Below are 15070 nucleotides of genomic sequence, written 5' to 3'. Positions count from 1 at the left end.
CGAAACAACGGGTTCAGAGCGGGCCGGCGAGCGCGACCGTCACGCCGTCCCGGATGGATTTGGGGCCGAGCAGCCGGCCGTGCGGCGCGGCGAGCTGCGCGCACGGCTCGGCCACGCCCGCGATGCCGAAGCGCGCCAGCGCGGCGCCGGACGGGCCGCTCGCGGCCAGTTCCGGGCGGCTCGCGAGTTGCGCCGCATCGAACGCGACGAGCGGCCAGCCACGGCGTGCGCACAGCGTGCGCAGCGCACGGGCGCGTGCCTTGTCGGCGAGCGTCGCGACGAGCGCCGGTTCGGCGGCCGGGTAGCGCGCGAGTGCGGCGCGGATCGCGGCATCGAGTTGCGCGGCCGTGACGCCCGCGCGAAAGCCGACGCCGAGCGCGACGCGCATCATGCGCAGCCGCCGAGCGCCGCACGCACCGCCGGATCGTCGGCGAGCGCCGCGACGCGGCCGATCACGACGATCGCAGGCGAACCGATACCGGCCGCACCGACACACTCGACGAGCGTATCGAGCGTCGCGAGCAGGTGGCGCTGTTCGGGGCGCGTGGCGCTTTCGATTGCCGCGCACGGCGTATCGCCGGGCAGGCCGCCGCCGCGCAGCGCCGCGGCAATCGCGTCGAGGCGGCGGATGCCCATGTAGATCACGATCGTCATGCGCGTGGCCGCGAGCGCGCGCCAGTCGGGCTCGTCGGCTCCCGCGCCGTGGCCGGTGACGAAGATCACGCCCTGCGCGTCGCCACGGTGCGTGACCGGGATGCCGAGCGCGGCCGGCGCGGCGATGCCCGCGGTGATGCCGTTGACGACTTCCACCGGAAAGCCCGCCGCGCCGAGCGCGACCAGTTCCTCGCCGCCGCGGCCGAACACGAACGGATCGCCGCCCTTGAGCCGCGCGACGCTGCGGCCCGCGTGCAGGTGCGCGAGCATCGCGGCGACGATCGCCTCCTGCGGCGTCGACACATGGCCGCCACGCTTGCCGACGTGCTCGATCAGCGCGTCGGCGCGCGCATGGCGCAGCACGTCGGGGTTCACGAGATCGTCGACGAGCAGCACGTCGGCCGCGCCGATCGCGCGCACGGCCCTGAGCGTCAGCAGGTCGGCGTCGCCGGGGCCCGCGCCGACGAGCCATGCGCGGCTCATCGCGCGCGGCACGGTGCGCACCGTGTCGACACAGTGGAACGGGGAAGGCGGGCGGCACATCGGCGGCCGGCGGGCAGGCAGTGCATGACGGATCGGGCGAAACCCCGCGCGAACGCGGGTGGAATGCGCACCCCATCCGTCCCCCGCGGATCGGGCGTTCGGCGAGCATCGCGCTCGCCCCTTGCGTCGGCCGGTATCCGGGCTGGCCGCTTGCCAGACCGCAGCCTTCCCGCCCGGTCGAAGGGCAGTGGCATCGCGGGCGGCCTGGGCGCACGTGCGGAAAAGCGCGTTGCGCGGGCGGCGTACCGTTGCGGGGACAGCACAGGCCGGGCGGACATCCGCCTCCTGTTTCCCGTTTAACTGCATGCGCGGAATGCGCATGCGAGCACCGAACGCGGCGCATACGATAGCACAGGCGTGCAACGCACGAGCCGCCCGGCGGACCGGTTGCGCGGGGCGTCGGCGCGGCCCGCGAGGTCAGAACTTGTACGCCGCCGTCAGCGTGAACGTGCGTGGCGAACCGGGCACGATCTGCGCGAGACCCGTCGCATTCGCGTAGTAGTCGCGATCGGTCAGGTTGACGGCCGCCAGCGTCACCTCGAGGTCGCGCGTGCGATATCCGGCCTTGCCGTCCCAGCGGACGTATGCGGGCAGTTCGAGCAGGTTGTCGCGATCGGCGTAACGGGCCCCTTCGTACACCAGCCCGAGTTCGGCGAAAAATCCGCGCAGCGGCGCATGGCTGACGAACAGGCTGCCGTTCGACCCGGACACGCCCGCCGACCGCTTGCCCGCGTACTTCGGCTCGGCGTCGACCACGCGTGCGTGTTGCCAGCCGATGCCGCCGCGAACGAACCAGTCGCCCGCGAGCCGGCCGGCGACGCCCAGTTCCAGGCCGCGATTGCGCTCGAGGCCGTTGAGGTCGAAAAAACCGGGCCGAACCGGATCGGCGACGCGGCGGTTGTACAGATCGAGCTGAAACAGTGCGAGCGTCGTGCTCAGCGCGCCATCGCGCCAGTCGCTTTTCACGCCGATCTCGTACTGGCGGTTGTATTGCGGGCCGAGATCGTTGGCGTTGCCGCGCGCGTCCGGCGTGATGCCGATCAGGTCGCCGCCGACCGGCGCGAAGCTCTTGCTGTACGACGCATACACGCTGTGCACGCCAACCGGCGACCACACGACGCCGAGCCGCGGGCTCCATGCCGTCGTCGTGCGCCGCGCATGCAAAGCGTTCAGCGCGTTGGTCGAATCGACGTCGAAGCGTTCCCCGCGCACGCCGCCGAGCAGTTTCCACGCTCGCCCGAGGTCGATGCGATCCTGCGCGAAGATCGCGTAGTCGCTGACGCGATGGCGGTTCATCGCATACGGGCGCGGCGCTCCACCGGCCGGCGCGAGACGATCCGGCCCGGTGATCGGGACCGGCGCCGCGTCGGCCTGCCAGAGCGTCGGGCTGCGTTTCTGCCAGCCGTATTCGATGCCGAACAGCAGGTGATGCAAGCCGGGGCCGGTCGCGACTTTGCCGCTCAGCTCGACGCCGGTCTGCACGTTGAGATGCGTCATGTCCTGCAGGTAGCGCGCACGTTGCACGCGCCGGTAGTCGCGCGGCTTCGTGACGTAGCTTTGCGTGACGTAGGTATTGTCGAAGGTGCTGCGCAAATCCAGCACGCCCAGCGTATGGCGCAATTTCCAGTCGCCATCGAGCACGTGCGTGAAGACCGAGCGCCAGTTCATGTTCTCGTCGCGGAGGGTGTCGCGGCCCGCCGCGCCGAAGAAGGTTGCGCGTGGCGTGGACGGCAGCGAGAACGCGACCGGCTTGCCGGCCGCGTCGACCGCGGCGACCGGCGCCGGCATGCCGCGATCGGGCACGCGGTCGTACGTGTCGTATTCGAATTGCAGCAGCCAGCTTCGCCGCGCGTCCTGCCACTTGATGGACGGCGCGACGTACTGGTGCGTGCCGTCGACGTGGTCGCGGAAGCTGCCTGCGTGTTCGCGCCCCGCGTTGAGCCGCATGCTCCATGCGCTCGACAGCATCCGGTTGAGATCGACCGACGCGCCGAGCCGTCCATAACTTCCGGTCGCCGCCGAGACATGTCCGAAGTTTTCCGGCAACGGCTGCTTGGTGATCCGGTTGATGACGCCGCCGCCGCTGCCGCGCCCGTACAGCGCCGCGGCCGGCCCCTTCAGCACTTCGACGCGTTCGATATTGCCGAGACTGCGCACGTATTGCGCGTCGTCTCGCATGCCGTCGAGCAGCAGGTCGCCCGCGGCGGAAAAGCCGCGGATGCGGAACGCATCGAAGCGCGTGTCCGACGTATTGGACACGCCCGGCACGCCGGCCAGCGCGTCGGCAAGCGTGCGGCCGCCATAGGACAGCGTTTCCTCGACCGGGACGCTGTCGATGGTTTGCGGGACGTCACGCGGATCGCTCGCGGTGCGGGTCGCCGTGCTCACGCTTTCGGCGCGCGGATCGTTCGGATGGCGTCGGCTGCGCACCTCGAGCGTGGGCAGCTCGTCGTCGAACTCGGCCGCCGGGGCAGGGCAGGAAGCAACGCCGGCGATCGAGCACAGCGACAGGGCCAGCACAGGAAACCGCCGCCCGGATATCTGTCGTTTCGACATGGAAATTTAAGGATGACTGAGTGATTGCCTCACATGGCCGTCGCGTGATGGTAGGTTTCGTTATCGAGCGAAGTTTATCTCACGCGGTTGAAAACGACAATCATTCGCGTTTGCTGCCGGCCGCTCGCCTTGACGCTCCCCGCACCGCCGCCTACACTCGCACGCGTTTTGGTGCTCGCGCGCGCCGCTCCGGCGCACGCAGTTAAACGGGAAACAGGGAGCCTGCCTGCGCCGCAGTCGAGCCAACCTGTGCTGCCCCCGCAACGGTAAGCGAACGCGTCGCGCGCAGCGCGATGCAGCGCCGCTTCGCCGCATGCCTCGCGCATGCGGACGACCGCCACTGGATGCCGCGCGTATCCGGGAAGGCGAAGCGGCGTGTTCGTCAGCCCGGATACCGGCCTAAACGTTGGGGTTCAGCGCCGCGGGGAGGCGGCGCATCGTCCACGGCCGCAGCAGGCCCGACGCCCGGTGTTCGACGCTTCCTCCGCCCATCTGCCGCCGCGCGCACGCGAGCGGCCGGCGCGGCGAGCGGCAGGCGGCGCGGGCGGGGCCGCGGCAGCCGTGTTGGCATTCACGATGTCGACCGTTCGCAAGGAAGCACCATGCCCGATTCGTTGTTCCGCCCGTCCTGCGGCTGTCCGGCCGGACTGCGCGGCGGCCTTCCCGCGTCCCGCCCCATGAATGGCCGCGCCGCCACCGACGCGACGACCCCGGCCTGATTCCATTTCCGTCACAGGACCTACCATGACCCTACGCAAGCTTCCCGTCACGATCGTCACGGGCTTTCTCGGCAGCGGCAAGACGACGCTGATGCGCCATATCCTGCAGCACGCCGAAGGCCGCCGCATTGCGGTGATCGTCAACGAATTCGGCGAACTCGGCATCGACGGCGAAATCCTCAAGGGCTGCGGCATCGGCTGCGACGATGCACGGGGCGAGGCATCGGGCCAGTTGTACGAACTCGCGAACGGCTGCCTGTGCTGCACCGTGCAGGAAGAGTTCTATCCGGTGATGGAAGCGCTCGTCGAGCGCCGCGCGGACATCGACCACGTGCTGATCGAGACGTCGGGCCTCGCGCTGCCGAAGCCGCTCGTGCAGGCGTTCAACTGGCCGACGATCCGCAACAGCTTCACGGTCGACGCGGTCGTGACCGTCGTCGACGGGCCGGCCGCCGCGAGCGGCCAGTTCGCGGAAAACCCGCAGGCCGTCGACGCGCAGCGCCGCGCCGATCCGAATCTCGACCACGAATCGCCGCTGCACGAACTGTTCGCCGATCAGTTGTCATCCGCCGATCTCGTGATCGTGAACAAGGCCGACCTCGTCGGCGACGCCGAGTTCGCGCGAATCGAAACCGCGATCCGCGACGAGATCCCGCCACAGGTGAAGATCGTGCGCGCGACGCGCGGCGAACTGGATCTCGCGATGCTGCTGGGCCTCGAATCGGCGTCGGAGGAAACGATCCACCTGCGTCACGACCATCACGGTGCGGCCGACGACGGCGATCACGACCACCATCACGACGATTTCGATTCGGTGGTGGTGTCGGGCGACGCCGGCACGCGCGAAGCGACGATCGCCGCGCTGCAGCGCGTGGTCGAAGCGCACACGATCTATCGTGCGAAAGGCTTCGCCGCGCTGCCCGGCGCGCCGATGCGGCTCGTGATCCAGGGCGTCGGCCGCCGCTTCGACAGCTATTTCGACCGCCGCTGGCAGGACGGCGAAACGCGCGCGAGCCGCTTCGTGCTGATCGGCGAGGATCTCGACGCGGCCGCGCTGCAACGCGCGTTCGACGCCGCGTGCGCGGCCGAGCCGCAACGGGCGTAACGCACGATGCATCTGCTGCGCACCACGCCGGGCGGCTTCGTCGACGATACGCAGGGTGTCGTTCGGATCGACCAGCAGCCGGCCGACATCGTGATCCTGAGCTCGGCCGACACGACGCTGTCGCTGCTCGCGAGCGTCGTGCCGCACTTGCCCGCCGGGTTCCCGAGCGTGCGGCTCGCGAACGTCACGTTCCTGCGGCAGCCGGCGTCGGTCGATTTCTACGTCGACGACGTGCTGCGTCACGCGAAGACGGTCGTGATCGATCACCTCGGCGGCGAAGCGTACTGGCCGTACGGGATCGAACAGGCGGTGTCGCTCGCGTCGAAGCGCGGGCAACGGCTCGCGATGTTCTCGGGCGACCTGCAGGAAGACCCGAACCTCGTCGCGAAGAGCACGGTCGGGGCCGACCTGTGCCGGCTATGGTGGCGCTATCTGCGCGAAGGCGGCGTGCACAACGCCGACGCGCTGCTGCGCAGCATCGCGTTTCACACGCTCGGGTTCGGCGACGAGCCCGAACCGCCACGCCCGCTGCCGGCCGCCGCGCTGTACCACCCGGCGCGCGACCGCGCGAGCGTCGACGACTGGCGGCCGCGCTGGACACCCGGCGCGCCCGTCGTCGCGATCCTGTTCTATCGCGCGCACTGGCAAGCCGCGAACACGGCCGTGTTCGACGCGCTGGCCGACGCGCTGATCGACGCAGGGCTGAATCCGTTGCCGATCGCGGTGACGTCGCTGAAGGATGCGGTGAGCCGCGAGGTCATCACGCAACTCTGCGACACGCACGGCGTCGCACTCGTCTTGAACACGACCGCGTTCGCGGCCGGCGCGATCGACAGCCCAGAACACGACGTGCTCGCCGGCGACGCGCCGGTGCTGCAAGTGATCCTGTCCGGCGGCAATCGCGACGCGTGGGTGGCGGACAACCAGGGCCTGCACGCACGCGACATCGCGATGCATGTCGCGCTGCCCGAAGTCGACGGGCGCATCGTCACGCGCGCGGTGAGCTTCAAGGGGCTCGCGTATCGCTGCCCGCATACCGAGGTCGACGTCGTGCGCTACCAGCCGGATGCCGGGCGGATCGCGTTCGTCGCGGCGCTCGCGCGCGGCTGGTGCCGGCTGCGCACGCTGGACAATGCCGACAAGCGCATCGCGCTGATTCTCGCGAACTATCCGCAAAGCGAAGGGCGCATCGGCAACGGCGTCGGGCTCGACACGCCGGCATCCGCGCTGCGCGTGCTCGCGGCGCTGCGCGACGCGGGCTATACGGTGGCCGATCTGCCGCCCGACGGCGACGCGCTGATCGCGCGGCTCACCGAAGGCGTGACCAACGACACGGCCGTGCATGCGCTGCGCCCGGCGTTCCAGAGCTTCCCGCTGGCCGACTACGTCGCGCATTTCGCGCGGCTGCCGGCGGCCGTGCGCGACGCGCTGAACGCGCGCTGGGGGCCGCCTGAAGCCGACCCGACGCTGCGGCAAGGGCGTTTCACGATCGCCGGCTGGCGCGCGGGCAACGTGTTCGTCGGCATCCAGCCGTCACGCTCGCGCGACGACAACGACTACGCGAGCTACCACGATGCGGAGCTCGTGCCGCCGCATGCGTATCTCGCGTTCTATTTCTGGCTGCGCGATGCGTATCGCGTCGACGCGGTCATCCATCTCGGCAAGCACGGCAATCTCGAATGGCTGCCGGGCAAGAGCGTCGCGCTGTCCGACGCGTGCTGGCCCGACCTGACGCTCGGGCCGCTGCCGCACCTGTATCCGTTCATCGTCAACGATCCGGGCGAGGGCAGCCAGGCGAAGCGCCGCGCACAGGCCGTGATCGTCGATCACCTGATGCCGCCGCTCACCCGCGCGGAAAACTACGGCCCGCTGCAGGATCTCGAACGGCAGGTCGACGAATACTACGAAGCGCTGATGGTCGATGCGCGGCGCGCGAAGCTGTTGCGCAAGTCGATCCTCGCGACGATCGCCGAGCATCGGCTGCACGACGAGCTGAGCGTGTCGCCGCCGCGCGACGCGGGCGACGAGGATGCGCTGCTCACGCGGGTCGACGCATGGCTGTGCGAGTTGAAGGAAGCGCAGATTCGCGACGGGTTGCACGTGTTCGGCGCGTCGCCGATCGAGCGCCAGCGGCGCGACACGCTGCTCGCGCTCGCGCGTTTTCCGGTCGGCGACGGCAAGGGCGAACGCGCCGGGCTGATCGGCGCACTCGCGCGCGATCTCGCGCTCGGCGACGATTTCGATCCGCTCGCGGCCGACTGGGCCGCGCCGTGGACTGGGCCGCGGCCGACCGTCCTGCAGGCGCTCGACGCATCGCCGTGGCGTCATGCGGGCGATACGCGCGAGCGGCTCGAACGGCTTGCGCAGCATTGGCTCGACGCCGTGTGCCGAACCGAATCTTTCGAGGATCCCGGCATCGCCATTCCGCCGCCCGGCGCATGGCCGCATACGCTCGCGGTGATCGAGCGCGTGCGCACGATGCTGCTACCCGCGCTCGACGCCTGCGGCGGCGAGGAAATGCGTCAGTTGCTGCGCGGGCTCGACGGCCGTTTCGTGCCGCCGGGGCCGAGCGGCTCGCCGTCGCGCGGCCGTCCCGACGTGCTGCCTACCGGCCGCAACTTCTACTCGGTCGATACGCGCGCGGTGCCGACGCAGGCGGCGTGGTCGCTCGGCCTGAAATCCGCGCAGCAACTGATCGAGCGCCATCTGCAGGATCACGGCGACTATCCGCGCGCGATCGGGCTGTCGGTGTGGGGGACGGCCACGATGCGCACCGGCGGCGACGACATCGCGCAGGCATTCGCGCTGATCGGCGTGCGACCGAAATGGGCGCACGGCAGCCATCGCGTGACCGACTTCGAGATCCTGCCGATCGAGATCTTCGACCGGCCGCGCATCGACGTGACGCTGCGCGTGTCGGGTTTCTTCCGCGACGCGTTCCCGAACCTGATGCACCTGTTCGACGCGGCCGTGCAGGCCGTCGCCGCGCTCGACGAGCCCGAGGCGCTGAACCCGATCCGCGCGCGCATCGAGCGCGAACGCGCGAAATGGATCGCGCAGGGCGTGGCGCCCGACGAAGCGCGGCGCCGCGCCGGCTGGCGCGTGTTCGGCGCGCGGCCCGGCAGCTACGGCGCGGGCCTGCAGGACCTGATCGACCGGCGCCGCTGGCAGACCGACGCCGATCTCGCGGACGCCTACCGTCGATGGGGCGGCCATGCGTACGCGCAGAGCAGCGCGGGCGACGCGGCGGCCGACGTGTTCGGCGAACGGCTGGCGACGATCGACGTCGTCGTGCAGAACCAGGACAGTCGCGAGCACGACATCCTCGACTCGAACGACTACTACCAGTTCCAGGGCGGGATGACGGCGGCGGTGCGACACCTGTCCGGGCAACAGCCGAGCATCTACCACGGCGACCATGCGAACCCGGTCGCGCCGAAGATGCGCACGCTGCGCGAGGAAATCGCGCGCGTGATCCGCTCGCGCGTCGTCAACCCGAAATGGCTCGACGGCGTGAAGCGTCACGGCTACAAAGGCGCGGCCGAGCTGGCCGCGACCGTCGACTATCTGTACGGCTATGACGCGACCGCACGCGTGCTGTCCGATCACCAGTACGCGCTCGTCGCCGACGCATACCTGTTCGACGGTGCCACCCGCGCGTTCCTCGAGCGGCACAACCCGAAGGCGCTGCACGGGATCTGCGAACGCTTCGTCGAGGCGATGCAGCGCGGGTTGTGGCAGCAGCCGGGCAACTATCGCGAGCGGATCGAAGCGGTCTGGCTCGCGAGCGAACAACTTCAGGAAGGGGGGCGGCGATGACCGATCCGACGACGCACCGCGCCCGCGCGGTTTTTCCGTTTGCGGCGCTCGTCGCGCAGGACGCGTTGCAGCAGGCGCTGCTGCTTGCCGCGATCGACCCGTCGCTCGGCGGCGTGCTCGTCAGCGGGCCGCGCGGCACCGCCAAGTCGACTGCTGCGCGCGGCCTCGCGGAGCTGTTGCCGGAAGGGCAGTTCGTCACGCTGCCGTTGTCGGCGAGCGACGAGCAAGTGACAGGCACGCTCGATCTCGCGCATGCGCTGGCCGAAAACGGCGTGCGCTTCCGGCCGGGCCTGCTGGCTCGCGCGCATCTCGGCGTGCTGTATGTCGACGAAGTGAACCTGCTCGCCGACGGGCTCGTCGATACGCTGCTCGACGTCGCCGCGAGCGGCGTGAACATCGTCGAGCGCGATGGCGTGTCGCACGCGCACGACGCGCGCTTCGTGCTGGTCGGCACGATGAATCCCGAGGAGGGCGAGCTGCGCCCGCAGTTGCTCGACCGCTTCGGGCTGATGGTCGAACTGGAGAACTGCTTCGACGCCGCCCAGCGTGAGCGGATCGTGAAGGCGCGACTCGCGTTCGATCTCGATCCCAACGCGTTTCGCGCGCGTCACGCGTCCGCTCAGCGGGAACTCGCGGACCGGATTCGCGTGGCGCGCGCCCGGCTGCCGGCGCTGGATTTCGACGATGCGGTCCATGCGCGCGTCAGCGCGCTGTGCATCGACGCGGCCGTCGACGGGCTGCGTGCCGATCTCGTGATGCTGCGCGCCGCGCGTGCGCTGGCCGCGCTGGAACGGGCCGGCGCGGTGGCGGTGTCGCACGTGGAGCGCGTGGCCGAGGCCGTGCTGCGACACCGGCGCCATGCGGGGCCGCAGTCGTCGCAGCAATCGTCGTACCAGTCGTCGCAGCACGATGACGAACGCGACGGTCGCGCGCCGCCGGACCCGCGCCCCGACGACCGGCCGCGCGAAACGGGCGACCCGAAGGCCGGCGCGTCGGCACCGCAGGGCGACTGGGGCTACCTGCCGCCCGAACCGGCCGGGCTGCGCGACGTGAAAAGCGTGGTGCCGCTGCCGCTAAAAAAACGCTGAGCCATCGAGCCGGCGCCGCCGCGAACGCGATTCGCGGTCCTCGATGGCAGTCAGGCGCCGCCGCGCGCGTGCCGGGCACGGTGCGCGCCGGCACGGCCGTCGCGTGGCCGGCGACGCTCGCCGCAAAACGCGGCGGCCCGCTGCATCGCGATCATCTGCGCTACGGGAAACGCGCGGGCACGCCGCACGCGCTGCATTGCTTCGTGCTCGACTGTTCGGCGTCGATGCTGTCGCACGAGCGGCTCGCGCTCGCGAAGGGGCTGATCGTCGCGTATTTCGATCAGGCCGCGCGCGCGCGTGTCGAAACCGCGCTGGTCTGCTTCGGCGGCAACGGCGCCGTGCGGCGCTTCGGCCCGGCCGTGCCGCGCTGGTGGAATGCGCGCTGGCTCGAGCCGGTCGACGGCGGCGGCGGTACGCCGCTCGCGGACGGCATCGCGGCCGCCGCGCAGTTGCTCGCCCGCGCGGCGCGGCGCGAGCCCGGCAAAGCGCGCTGGCTATGGGTGTTGTCGGACGGGCGCACGCGCGACACGCCGGCCAGACCCGCGGCGGCCGATCACGTCGTGTTCGTCGACTTCGACGATGCGGCCGTGCGGATCGGGCAGGGTGCGCGGCTCGCCGCGTCGTGGGGCGCGCAGTGGGTGACGGCCGCCGGGCTTCGCACCGATCTCGGCGGCCGATGGCCGGCCGGCGGTGCGCTATGATCGCCGCTTCTGCTTCTGCCCACCGGAAACCTCCGCCATGCAAGTACTGGTCGATGCCGACGCGTGTCCCGCCGTCATCAAGGACATGCTGTTTCGCGCCGCGCGTCGCGCCGAGATCGGCGTGACGCTGGTCGCGAACCAGTTTCTGCGCACGCCGCCGTCGCCGTTCATCAAGGCCGTGCAGGTGCCGGCCGGCTTCGACGTGGCCGATGCGCGCATCGTCGAGCTGGCCGAACCCGGCGACCTCGTGATCACGGCCGACATCCCGCTGGCCGCCGCCGTGCTCGACAAGGGCGCACACGCGCTCGACCCGCGCGGCAACTGGTTCAGCCGCGAGAACATCGAGGAACGCCTGTCGACGCGCGCGATGATGGACCAGTTGCGCAGCGCGGGCATCGACACGGGCGGGCCGGCGCCGTTCAGCGCGCGCGACGGCAAGGCGTTTGCGTCGCAGCTCGACCGGTTCCTGGCGCGGCACGGCAAGCCGTGACGGCACACGGCGCGCCCGACCAAGGATGCAGGTTTGTGCCGACGCTGCTATCGTGTGGCGCGAACCCCAGCACAGGAGCGCACGCGTGTCACCGACCCAACTTCTCGTTCCGACCTACATCCAGATGCTGCGTGCGCAGTCCGCGTGGCTCGACAAGGCCGTCGCGCACCGGCAGTCCGCCGGCGACGAACCCGACGCGGCGATGACGCTGAGGCTGGCGCCCGACATGTATCCGCTCGCCGCCCAGGTGCGCTTCTCGTGTTTCCAGGCGATGGAGCCGGTCCACCGGCTGCGCGGCGAACCGCTGCCGGCGGCGTTGCTCGCGTTGCGCGAGGCGGGCTGGAACGCCGATGCGCAACCCGGTTCGCCGGCCGATGCGCAGGCGATCATCGCCGGCACGCTCGCCTTTCTCGGCGAACTCGCGCCGGATGCGCTCGATGGCGGCGCAGCGCTGCCGATCACGCTCGAACTGCCGAACGGGATCGCGTTCGACATGACGGGCGAACAGTACGTGCGCGACTGGGCGCTGCCGCAGTTCTACTTCCACGCGATCGCTGCGTACGCGATCCTGCGCCATCACGGCGTCGAGCTCGGCAAGGCCGATTACGTGCCGCACATGCTTGCGTACGTGCGGCCGGGCACGATTCCGCAGGGCTGAGCCGGCCTTTCGGGCGGCCGCGAAGCGACATGACACGGGCACTGTTCATCTGCAGCCGCAACCGGCTACGCAGCCCGACGGCCGAAGCGGTGTTCGCCGCGTGGCCCGGCATCGAAACCGACTCTGCGGGCCTCGCGCCCGACGCGGACGTACGGCTGTCCGCCGAGCAACTCGACTGGGCGGACATCGTGTTCGTGATGGAGCGCGCGCACAAGGCGCGACTGTCGGCGCAATTCGGTGCGCATCTGAAGCATCGGAAGATCGTCTGCCTCGACATCCCCGACCGCTACGCGTTCATGCAACCCGAACTCGTCGCACTGCTCGAACGCAAGGCCGGCCCGTTCCTGCGCGCGTAATCGCCGCGGTCGGAGCCCGACCCGGCATCGGCCTCAGCGAAGCGGCCCGCTCGCGAGCGCAGAGAAACAGTCGAGCCGCAGCAACTCGATGATCTTGCGCGTCGGCACGCTGGCGCGCAGCGTGTCGAGCCGGTCGACGGTAAACCACTTGCAGCGGGCGATTTCGTTGCTCGCGCGCGGCGTCAGGTGCGCCGGCACGTCGGCCACGAACACGTGATGCAGCTTCGTCAGCCCGCCGAACTGCACCGCGTAGTCGAGCGCGAGCCCCTCCAGCCGCGTTTCCTCCGCGAGTTCCCGCTGCGCGGCTTCGAGCGGCGTCTCGCCGCGCCGGATCGTGCCGCCCGGTAGCGACCAGCGCGCCGCGGTGCGCGCGACCAGCAGCACGCTGCTGCGCTGGCGGCACACGATCGTGGCGCGTTCCTTGTTGACGGCGAGGGTATCCGGCCCGGTGCTCATGTTCTGGCAAAACAGGTGCTGAATCGTGGAGGAAAGGCACGTCGGCTGCGCGTGGTCTGGCAGCAGGCGGCGACGGCATGCAAGCCGCCGCGCCGATGTTACCGGCCGTTCGTGACAATCGCGTGCACCGCGGTCGCGCCACGGACGCCAGTCACGCGTGCGTGTAGATCCCGCCGCGCGCCGGCTTCGCGCCGCGCGAATGGCGGCGCTTGTGAACCGCACGCCGATGATGAGGCGACGGCGCGGCGACGTGCCGGCGTGCGGGCGCGGGCCGGGCCGCCGGCGCGGCAGCGTGCGGCGCCGCGCCCGGCATGCCGGCTTGCCCTTCGCCGAAGTGGAAAGTCTGGTTTTGCGCGTGCGCGACGCCCAGCGTCGACGCCAGCACGAAGGCCGTCAGCCACAACCGTTTCATGAATGTTCCGCCTTGTATGGGGGATGAATGTCGCCCGCCAGCTTAGCCAACGGCGGGGCGCGACCGCAACCGGCGCGCGTTCGGTGCCGTTCCACCTCGTGCACGCCGACGTCGTCCGCGCGGCAGCCGGGTCCATCCGGGCTTGACAACATAATTCGTGGGTGTGAATATAAATTCACATACAAGAATTATTCGTCGAATCCGGAGCAACCGCGCTGCACGCGCCGGGCCGCCGGAACCGGCAGTCCGATCAACCGGAACCAGGAGCGAGACGCATGGCGGAACACGAGCAGCAGGGCGCGCTGGCGGGATTGCGCATCATCGATCTGTCGCGGGTGCTGGGCGGTCCGTACGCGACCCAGATCCTCGCCGATCACGGCGCGGAGGTGATCAAGGTCGAACCGCCGTCCGGCGACGAAACGCGCACGTGGGGCCCGCCGTTCGACGGCGACACCGCGTCGTACTTTCTCGGCGTGAATCGCAACAAGCTCGGTATCGCGCTCGACCTGACGCAGCCGGCCGATCGCGAGCGGCTGCTCGGGCTGCTCGAACATGCGGACGCGCTGGTCGAGAACTTCAAGATCGGCACGATGGAGCGCTGGGGGCTCGGGTTCGACGCCCTGCATGCGCGGTTTCCGCGCCTCGTCCATTGCCGCGTGTCGGGTTTCGGCGCGGACGGCCCGCTGGGCGGGCTGCCGGGCTACGACGCGGCCGTGCAGGCGCTCGCGGGGCTGATGAGCGTCAACGGCGAAGCCGGCGGCGCGCCGCTTCGCGTCGGCGTGCCGATCGTCGATCTCGTCACGGGGCTGAACGCGGCGCTCGGCGTGCTGATGGCGTTGCGCGAGCGCGACGCCAGCGGCCGCGGCCAGTTCGTCGAATCGACGCTGTTCGACTGCGCGCTGTCGATCCTTCATCCGCATACGCCGAACTTCTTCCATTCCGGCAAGGCGCCCGTGCGCACCGGCAACGCGCATCCGAACATCACGCCGTACGACAGCTTTCCGACGGCGGGCGTCGACATCTTCCTTGCGGTCGGCAACAACGGGCAGTTCGCCGCGCTGTGCGACGTGCTCGGCACGCGCGACTGGCTCGACGATCCGCGCTTCGCGGACAACCGCGCGCGCAGTCAGCATCGCACCGCGCTGCGCACGCTGCTCGAAACGGCGCTGGCTGCGCACGACGGCGCCGCGCTCGCCGAGCAACTGATGCGTCGCGGCGTGCCGTGCGCGCCCGTGCTCGGGCTCGATGCGGCGCTCGACCACCCGCATGTCGCACATCGGCGGATGAAGATCGAGCTGGGCCGGCATCGCGGCATCGCGTCGCCGATCAAGCTCGGCCGCACGCCGGCCACGTACCGGCGTCCGCCGCCCGCGCTGAACGAACATGCGGCGCAGGTTTTCGCGGACGACGAAGGCAACGACAACGGCAACGCCGACGACCGCCGGCGCTGACCGGCATCGCGGCCGCCAGCCGTGCCGTACCGCGGCGCACGGCCGCGCGCCGCGCGCACCGT

Annotated in this window: 13 protein-coding genes and 2 riboswitches; of the genes, 8 read left to right on the top strand and 5 right to left on the bottom strand. The window is 70.5% G+C overall.

Features of this window, described 5'->3' with window-relative positions; all coding sequences use genetic code 11:
* Positions 1-13 precede the first annotated feature (13 nt).
* From WS61_RS01500 to WS61_RS01490, 3 genes are all read right to left on the bottom strand, one after another.
* Positions 14-391, bottom strand: a complete 378-nt coding sequence (locus WS61_RS01500) for a cobalamin biosynthesis protein (protein WP_059498934.1) — start codon at positions 389-391, stop codon at positions 14-16.
* Positions 388-1197: a uroporphyrinogen-III C-methyltransferase gene (gene cobA / locus WS61_RS01495; protein WP_179949645.1), complete on the bottom strand. Its 810-nt coding sequence runs from the start codon at positions 1195-1197 to the stop codon at positions 388-390. Before cobA ends, WS61_RS01500 begins: the two co-directional genes overlap by 4 nt.
* Positions 1198-1307: 110 nt before the next feature.
* Positions 1308-1545, bottom strand: a riboswitch (cobalamin riboswitch).
* A 69-nt stretch (positions 1546-1614) separates the two neighbouring features.
* Positions 1615-3753: a TonB-dependent siderophore receptor gene (locus WS61_RS01490; RefSeq protein ID WP_059498933.1), complete on the bottom strand. Its 2139-nt coding sequence runs from the start codon at positions 3751-3753 to the stop codon at positions 1615-1617.
* A gap of 152 nt (positions 3754-3905) precedes the next feature.
* Positions 3906-4171: riboswitch (cobalamin riboswitch) on the top strand.
* Positions 4172-4497: 326 nt separating this feature from the next.
* On the opposite strand from WS61_RS01490, the gene cobW reads away from it, so the two are divergent.
* The 7 genes from cobW to WS61_RS01455 all read left to right on the top strand — a co-directional run bounded on the left by cobW (position 4498) and on the right by WS61_RS01455 (position 12689).
* On the top strand, positions 4498-5577 hold the full coding sequence (gene cobW, locus WS61_RS01485; protein WP_059498932.1) for a cobalamin biosynthesis protein CobW: 1080 nt from the start codon (positions 4498-4500) through the stop codon (positions 5575-5577).
* Positions 5578-5583: 6 nt separating this feature from the next.
* Entirely contained in the window at positions 5584-9396 is a 3813-nt protein-coding gene (gene cobN / locus WS61_RS01480; protein WP_059498931.1) for a cobaltochelatase subunit CobN, read from the top strand.
* Positions 9393-10484, top strand: a complete 1092-nt coding sequence (locus tag WS61_RS01475) for an ATP-binding protein (protein WP_059498930.1) — start codon at positions 9393-9395, stop codon at positions 10482-10484. The genes cobN and WS61_RS01475 overlap by 4 nt, the downstream gene beginning before the upstream one ends.
* 68 nt (positions 10485-10552) lie before the next feature.
* Positions 10553-11185 (top strand): VWA domain-containing protein, encoded by a 633-nt coding sequence (locus WS61_RS01470; RefSeq protein ID WP_059498929.1) that lies wholly within the window; start codon positions 10553-10555, stop codon positions 11183-11185.
* A 37-nt stretch (positions 11186-11222) separates the two neighbouring features.
* The gene (locus WS61_RS01465) at positions 11223-11675 is read left to right on the top strand and encodes a YaiI/YqxD family protein (protein ID WP_059498928.1); all 453 of its coding nucleotides are present in this window, start codon (positions 11223-11225) and stop codon (positions 11673-11675) included.
* 25 nt (positions 11676-11700) lie between these two features.
* On the top strand, positions 11701-12333 hold the full coding sequence (locus tag WS61_RS01460) for a DUF1993 family protein (RefSeq protein WP_059498927.1): 633 nt from the start codon (positions 11701-11703) through the stop codon (positions 12331-12333).
* Between the two features lie 29 nt (positions 12334-12362).
* Positions 12363-12689: a low molecular weight protein tyrosine phosphatase family protein gene (locus tag WS61_RS01455; protein WP_034207305.1), complete on the top strand. Its 327-nt coding sequence runs from the start codon at positions 12363-12365 to the stop codon at positions 12687-12689.
* A 33-nt stretch (positions 12690-12722) separates the two neighbouring features.
* Here the strand turns inward: WS61_RS01455 and WS61_RS01450 are convergent, their stop codons facing one another.
* Entirely contained in the window at positions 12723-13145 is a 423-nt protein-coding gene (locus WS61_RS01450) for an NUDIX hydrolase (RefSeq protein ID WP_059498926.1), read from the bottom strand.
* 151 nt (positions 13146-13296) lie between these two features.
* Complete coding sequence (locus WS61_RS01445) at positions 13297-13557, bottom strand: hypothetical protein (RefSeq protein WP_059498925.1); 261 nt, start codon at positions 13555-13557, stop codon at positions 13297-13299.
* Between the two features lie 275 nt (positions 13558-13832).
* Here WS61_RS01445 and WS61_RS01440 point away from each other — a divergent pair, with 275 nt between their 5' ends.
* A complete protein-coding gene (locus WS61_RS01440; RefSeq protein WP_059498924.1) occupies positions 13833-15008 on the top strand; it encodes a CaiB/BaiF CoA-transferase family protein in 1176 nt (391 codons plus the stop codon).
* Positions 15009-15070: the final 62 nt, after the last annotated feature.

It is taken from the genome of Burkholderia sp. ABCPW 11, from assembly GCF_001523445.1.
Classification (GTDB): Bacteria; Pseudomonadota; Gammaproteobacteria; order Burkholderiales; family Burkholderiaceae; genus Burkholderia.
The sequence above is the reverse complement of the archived record's forward strand: the minus strand, read 5'-3'. Positions and strand labels throughout refer to the sequence as shown.